The organism is Bradyrhizobium sp. SZCCHNS3052 (genome assembly GCF_032484495.1).
Lineage (GTDB): Bacteria > Pseudomonadota > Alphaproteobacteria > Rhizobiales > Xanthobacteraceae > Bradyrhizobium.
Window position 1 is genome coordinate 290,889 of the sequence record NZ_JAUETB010000010.1, and the last position, 6,191, is coordinate 297,079.

Here is a 6,191-nt window from a genome sequence, read left to right on the forward strand (position 1 = left end):
ATGACGAGACTGATCAGCACGGCTGTCGTGGCGACCTTGAGCGCGCTGGCGGCGACCGCCGCCGCAGCCGAACCTGTTGTGCTGAAAGGCAAGGACGCGTTCGGCAGTTGGCAGGGTGATGCACCTGGCACAATCAGGCTGATCCGTCCCGAAGACCTGCCCAAACCGGGTGCGACGGCGTCCGCGGCCAACGTCTCCCGCGTGATGCAACGACCGGCCTCCGCCGTGCCGAGGGTCATCGACGGTTTCAAGATCGCGCTGTTCGCCGAGGGGCTGAGCGGGCCGCGCATCCTCCGCACCGCGCCGAATGGCGACATCTTCGTTGCCGAGACCCGGGCAGGGCGAGTCCGCGTGCTGCGTCCGAGCGAGGACGGCAGCAAGGTCGCGTCGAGCGAGATCTTCGCCGACCGTCTCGGCCATCCCTTCGGCATCGCCTTCTACCCGAGCAGCGATCCGCAATGGATCTATGTCGCGAGCACCGAGCGCGTCATGCGCTTTCCCTATCGGGCCGGCGACATGAAGGCGTCGGGGCCACTGCAGGTCGTCGTGCCCGATCTGCCGGCTGGCTACGGCCATTCGACGCGCGATATCGTCTTCACCAGGGACGACAAGCGCATGCTGGTGTCGGTCGGCTCCACCGGCAATGTCGGCGAAGCTCTGGGAGAGCCAGCCGGCGGAGTCAGTGCCTGGATCAAGGCGCACCCGCTCGGCGCGGCCTGGGGCGGGGAGGCCGACCGTGCCGGCGTGCTGGCGTTCGATCCCGACGGCAAGAACCGCAGCCTGTTCGCCACCGGCATCCGCAACTGCGTCGGCCTCGCCATCCAGCCCGCGACCGGAACGCCGTGGTGCTCGACCAACGAACGCGACGGGCTCGGCGACGATCTGGTGCCGGATTATGTTACGCGGGTGAAGGAGGGCGGCTTCTATGGCTGGCCCTGGTACTACATCGGCGACAACCCCGACCCGCGCCATGCCGGCGAGCGCCCCGACCTGAAGGGCAGGATCACCGTGCCCGACGTGCTGCTGCAGCCGCATTCGGCCTCGCTCGGTCTGACCTTCTACGACGGCAATCTGTTTCCGCCGGAGTATCGCGGCGATGCCTTCGCGGCCGAGCACGGCTCGTGGAACCGGTCCAAGCGCACCGGCTACAAGGTGATCCGGGTCAGGCTCAAGGACGGCGTGCCCACCGGCGAATACGAGGATTTCGTCACCGGATTCGTCGTCAACGATCGCGAGGTCTGGGGCCGGCCGGTCGGCGTCACCGTGGCGCGCGACGGCAGCCTGCTCATCTCCGAAGACGGCAACAGCACGATCTGGCGCGTGAGCCGCTGAGCGGATCTTTGCGGCGCAGGAACCTCTCGACCCGGTGTGGGTTGGGAGCGCGGATGAATGCCGGATGAGCGTATGAACATCTTCGATCCGCAAGGGCCGATCGCCGCCGCCGAGCAGACGATCCTGATCGATTCCGTCATCATCATGCTGGCGATCATCGTGCCGACATCGATCGCGGTGCTCGCTTTCGCGTTCTGGTTCCGCAGCTCCAACACCAGGGCGCGCTACCGGCCGGACTTCGCCTATTCGGGCGCGGTCGAGCTCGTGGTGTGGTCGATCCCCGCGCTCACCGTCATCCTGCTCGGCGGCGTCGCCTGGATCGGCTCGCACCAGCTCGACCCGGGCAAGCCCGTCGACGGCACCGGGCTTCCGATCCGCATCCAGGCGGTGTCGCTCGACTGGAAGTGGCTGTTCATCTATCCCGACCAGCGCATCGCCACCGTCAACAGCCTCACCGTCCCGATCGGCGCGCCACTGCGCTTCGAGCTGACGTCCGGCAGCGTCATGACGGCCTTCTTCATCCCGCAGCTCGGCGGCATGATCTACACCATGAACGGCATGGTCACGCGGCTGAACCTGCGCGGAGATCATGTCGGGACCTACAAGGGCTTGGCCTCGCATTTCAGCGGCGACGGTTTTCCCGACATGATGTTCGACACCAACGTCGTCTCGCAGCCCGACTTCGCCAACTGGGTGACGAATGCTGCCAGGAGTGGCCAGGTGCTCGACGAGGCGGGCTACAAGGAGCTCGCGGCGCAGTCCGTCGAGACCCGTCCGAAGACTTATCGGCTCGCGGATCCCGAGTTGTTCGGCAACATCGCCAGCCAGAAGATCCCTCCGGCGCCGGGACCGCAGCTCAGCGAGAACCAGTCGCGGCCGGAAGGCGGAACGGCGCATGCCCACTGAAGTCGTCGCAAAGGGAGTGGGCCGATGTCGGTGACCACCGTCGCTCAGGCGCCTGCCTATGCCGATCCGCATCAACTGCGTGCCGCCGAGCATCCTGGGCCGGCGCCGAAACGGATCGTGACCGGATTCGGCTTCTGGATATTCCTGCTCTCCGACATCGTGATGTTCTCGTGCTTCTTCGCGAGCTTCGCTGTGCTGTCGGGTGCGACCGCCGGCGGTCCGGGCGGCGCCGAACTGTTCGACGTCCGCAACGTCGCGGTCGAGACCGCTTTGCTGTTGCTGTCGAGCTTCACCTGCGGCATGGCGAGCATTGCCGCCGAGCGCCACAACCAGCTCTGGTTCCAGGTCGCGATGGCCGTCACCGGCCTGCTCGGCGCCGGCTTCCTGCTGCTCGAGGTCCGAGAGTTCGTCGACCTCGTCGGCCGCGGCGACGGGCCGAGCCGCAGCGCCTTCCTGTCGGCGTTCTTCACTCTGGTCGGCTGCCATGGCCTGCACGTCGCGGCTGGCATCCTGTGGCTGCTGACCATGATGGCGCAGGTGGTCGCCAAGGGCTTCCGCGCCGACATCGAGCGTCGCATCCTGTGCTTCGCGCTGTTCTGGCACGCGCTCGACATCATCTGGGTCGCGGTGTTCTCCGTGGTCTATCTGCTCGGGAGTGCGACATGACCGATCAAGCGCCCGCGGAATTCGATCTCGCGCCCGGCGAGCAGCAGCATGGCAGCCTGCGTTCCCGCGTCCTGTTCTATGTCGCCGGCCTCGGTCTCGCGATCCTGCTGACGGCGACGTCGTTCTTCGTCGCCGGCACCGACCTCGTCTGGCAGCCATCGATCCCGGTCGCGATCATCGTCCTGGCGATCGCCCAGATGGGGGTGCACCTGGTGTTCTTCCTGCACATCACCACCGGGCCCGACAACACCAACAACGTGCTGGCGCTGGCCTTCGGGCTGCTGATCGTGTTTCTCGTCGTCGGCGGCTCGCTGTGGATCATGGCGAACCTCAACCACAACATGATGCCGATGGATCAGCTGCTGCAGATGCAGCACTGAGCGTCGTTGCGGCAATCCAGGGGCCGCGCGACAGCTCTCGATTGCTTCGTCGTGCCGACTCGTCGACCGTCCGATCTCACTTCTTCGGCGCGCGGCAGTTGAATGCACGGCGGAAGCCGGCGGCGCGTGCATCGTCCTCCGAGCAGAACCAGCGGTCGGGCTCGGTGGTCGCGGGATAGCTCGGGCAGCCCTGCAGATGGTAGATACCGATGTTGCCGGTGACGCGGGCGCGCACCGCGAACTTCCCCTTGATGCTGCAGCCCGGCGGCGCGCTCGGCGCGTCCGGGAACAGCACCGCACGGATCTCGCGGTCGCGGTCGGCGCGGCAGGCCGCGCCGACCAGGGCGCCGTCCTTCTTGTCGGCGCGGAACTCGGCTGGGGCGACGAAACATCCCTTCCACAGCCCGCGCACCGCCTCCTTGGCCGCGGCGACATCGTCCTTGGCGCGATACTTGATCGCCGGATCCGCGCTCATGGCGTAGCCCGCGCGCGCGACCTGTTGGTTCAGGCTGACCTTGTCGCCGTCGATGGTGCAGAGGCCGATCCTGCGCGTCTTGAGCGGCTTGTCGGGGCCGAGATCGTCGCAGCGCACCGAGCGGCCGCCGATCAGCTTGCCAAGCTGCTCGCGTGCCTCGACGCCGCAGCTCCAGGAATCGGCGTGATCGTCGATGCAGAGCTGGTCGACCTCCGGCGCATCGATGCCGTCGAGCCGGAACACCGTGTCGCCGAGCTGGATCGTGTCGCCGCTGCGTACCGTGGCGCTCGCCGCCAACGATGCGCCGGTCATGTCGGCTCCCAGCACCATGGCCCCACACAACGACAACAGCCGGTCTCGCAGCCGCATGCTTCCTCCCGCAATCAGATTCATCAAATACCCAGCCGTAGTCCTATCACAGCGCGCGTGAGTCTCGCCAAGGACGGCGCGGAACGGCGCCGCCGGATCGCCACCTTGCGCGGGGGGCGGCTGCTACCCATCTGACCGGGCGAAGGAAATCTTGCCATGTTGGACTTTACCTCCGATCTCGCCGGCGATGCGCTGTCGCCGGCGCGCGCGTCTGATGCTGCGCCGGCCGACGACCGCGCGCTGCTGGACGCCTATTCCAATGCCGTCATCGACGTCACCGAGCGGGTCGGCCCTGCGGTCGTGCGCGTCGAGACCGGCCCCAGGGCTGGGTCGACCGCCGGCTCCCGCGCCGAGCGCGGCGGGCTCGGCTCGGGCATCGTGATCTCGCCCGACGGTCTCGTGCTGACCAACAGCCATGTCGTCGGCTCCTCCAAGAGCATCCGGCTGCGCGACGTCGAGGGCGTCGTCACCGACGCTCAGGTGCTTGGCGTCGATCCCGACACAGATCTCGCCTTGCTGCGCGCCAATCACGCGCGCGACCTGCGCTACGCCGCGCTCGGCAACTCCAAGAGCCTGCGCCGCGGCCAGCTCGTGGTCGCGATCGGCAATCCGCTCGGCTTCGAATCCACGGTGACGGCTGGCGTGGTCTCGGCGCTCGGCCGCTCGATCCGCTCGGTCTCGGGCCGCATGATCGAGGACGTCATCCAGACCGATGCGGCGCTCAACCCGGGCAATTCCGGCGGGGCGCTGGTGTCGTCGGCCGCCGAGGTGATCGGCATCAACACCGCCATCATCCAGGGCGCGCAGGGCATCTGCTTTGCGGTCGCCAGCAACACCGCGCAGTTCGTGCTGTCGGAGATCATCCGCCACGGCTACGTCCGCCGCGCCTATATCGGCGTGTCCGGGCAGACCGCGCCGGTGCCGCGGCGACATGCGTTGCTCGCCGGCGTCGAGAACAAGATGGGCGCGCTGTTGATGCAGATCGAGCCGGACGGGCCCGCGGCCCGCGCCGGCCTGTTGCCGGGCGACGTCGTGATCAAGCTCGACGGCGTCGACATCAACGGCGTCGACGACCTGATCCGCGTGCTCGACCGCGACCGCATCGGCCGTACCGTGCCGATGGACGTGCTGCGGCTGGGCCGCCTGCGCGGCATCGACATCCACCCGGTCGAGCGCAGGCCGGCGGCACGGCAGGCGTCGTGAGCGTCGTGAGATATCGAAAGCCATAAACACCGCGGTCGTCCCGGCGAACGCTGCCGGCTTGTCCGGGACGACAGCAGAAGGTCTGGCGGGATTTTACGTTTCAAACAGCCAACGGATGAGGGACATGTCATCGCATTCTCGCGGCGTAGCACGCCCGAGTCCCGCGATCAGTCCGTCCCTCGCAACTCATGCAGAGGGCGCAGGGAATGCCGGGTGAAGGCCTCACCCATGGCCCGCCTGCGAAAAGAATGCAGGCGGCAGGTACCACAGGCAAAGCCGAAACACGCCGGCATTCCCTGCGCGATGGTCTTCACGCTTATACGCAGTCTCCCTGGTGCACCGGGCTTGTTGGCCACCATTCGCGGCAACGCTTGCGCATTGCGCGGGACACCAGCATCGGGGTGTCAGGACGCTGCGACTTCACGTCCACGACAGATCGTTCGTCCGCGCCCTCGTTACCGAAGACGCTGCGATCTCTCGCGGCCATCGCTCCCCACCTCGCGTGTCGTGACGATCGCGCGCAACGCCCCTCTGCATGAGGCGGGATACGCATAGACAATCACGATTTCTGTAAAAGCGCAAGAAGTTTATTTTTATCTGAAATGTCGCCCGATCAGCCGGTACCGGGGGCGAAGCCGTTGCCGGTGGATGACACGCTTCGGCGACGGACGCTGAAGGTTCCTCGACAAGGAGTCCGGCGCTCCGGTCACCTCCGCCCGGTGGAGCCTGGAGAGCAGACCCTCTTCCAGCCCAGCAGCGGAAGGTCTGTGACGGGCCGATTTCGTTGAAAAAGTCAGCAGTTGCGACGCAGAGATATCGGTGATTCAGTCTGTCTAGTGGGCAGGACTGAAGGTCATGAT

At 66.8% G+C, this 6,191-nt stretch carries 6 protein-coding genes; 5 read left to right on the forward strand and 1 reads right to left on the reverse strand.

The genetic code is table 11. The annotated features are described in order from the left end of the window. From QX073_RS26675 to cyoD, 4 genes are all read left to right on the forward strand, one after another. Nucleotides 1-1,332, forward strand: a complete 1,332-nt coding sequence (locus tag QX073_RS26675; protein ID WP_316226651.1) for a sorbosone dehydrogenase family protein — start codon at nt 1-3, stop codon at nt 1,330-1,332. A gap of 72 nt (nt 1,333-1,404) precedes the next feature. Next, a complete protein-coding gene (locus QX073_RS26680) occupies nt 1,405-2,238 on the forward strand; it encodes a COX aromatic rich motif-containing protein (RefSeq protein WP_316193434.1) in 834 nt (277 codons plus the stop codon). Between the two features lie 24 nt (nt 2,239-2,262). Further along, nucleotides 2,263-2,904, forward strand: a complete 642-nt coding sequence (cyoC, locus tag QX073_RS26685; RefSeq protein ID WP_315715672.1) for a cytochrome o ubiquinol oxidase subunit III — start codon at nt 2,263-2,265, stop codon at nt 2,902-2,904. Then, nucleotides 2,901-3,284 carry a cytochrome o ubiquinol oxidase subunit IV gene (gene cyoD / locus QX073_RS26690; RefSeq protein ID WP_316193333.1) on the forward strand — a complete coding sequence of 128 codons (384 nt, stop codon included), beginning with the start codon at nt 2,901-2,903 and terminating at the stop codon, nt 3,282-3,284. Before cyoC ends, cyoD begins: the two co-directional genes overlap by 4 nt. Before the next feature lie 76 nt (nt 3,285-3,360). Here the strand turns inward: cyoD and QX073_RS26695 are convergent, their stop codons facing one another. Continuing rightward, a complete protein-coding gene (locus QX073_RS26695) occupies nt 3,361-4,128 on the reverse strand; it encodes a thermonuclease family protein (protein WP_409998655.1) in 768 nt (255 codons plus the stop codon). Between the two features lie 156 nt (nt 4,129-4,284). Between QX073_RS26695 and QX073_RS26700 the strand changes: the two genes are divergently transcribed. Then, nucleotides 4,285-5,331: a S1C family serine protease gene (locus tag QX073_RS26700; RefSeq protein WP_316226652.1), complete on the forward strand. Its 1,047-nt coding sequence runs from the start codon at nt 4,285-4,287 to the stop codon at nt 5,329-5,331. The last annotated feature ends 860 nt before the right edge of the window (nt 5,332-6,191 follow it).

What these genes read in the sequence shown, in the direction of transcription:
- QX073_RS26675 (WP_316226651.1), top strand. Translation starts at nt 1, where the DNA reads ATGACGAGACTGATCAGCACGGCTGTCGTGGCGACCTTGAGCGCGCTG.
- QX073_RS26680 (WP_316193434.1), top strand. Translation starts at nt 1,405, where the DNA reads ATGAACATCTTCGATCCGCAAGGGCCGATCGCCGCCGCCGAGCAGACG.
- cyoC (WP_315715672.1), top strand. Translation starts at nt 2,263, where the DNA reads ATGTCGGTGACCACCGTCGCTCAGGCGCCTGCCTATGCCGATCCGCAT.
- cyoD (WP_316193333.1), top strand. Translation starts at nt 2,901, where the DNA reads ATGACCGATCAAGCGCCCGCGGAATTCGATCTCGCGCCCGGCGAGCAG.
- QX073_RS26695 (WP_409998655.1), bottom strand. Translation starts at nt 4,128, where the DNA reads ATGCGGCTGCGAGACCGGCTGTTGTCGTTGTGTGGGGCCATGGTGCTG.
- QX073_RS26700 (WP_316226652.1), top strand. Translation starts at nt 4,285, where the DNA reads ATGTTGGACTTTACCTCCGATCTCGCCGGCGATGCGCTGTCGCCGGCG.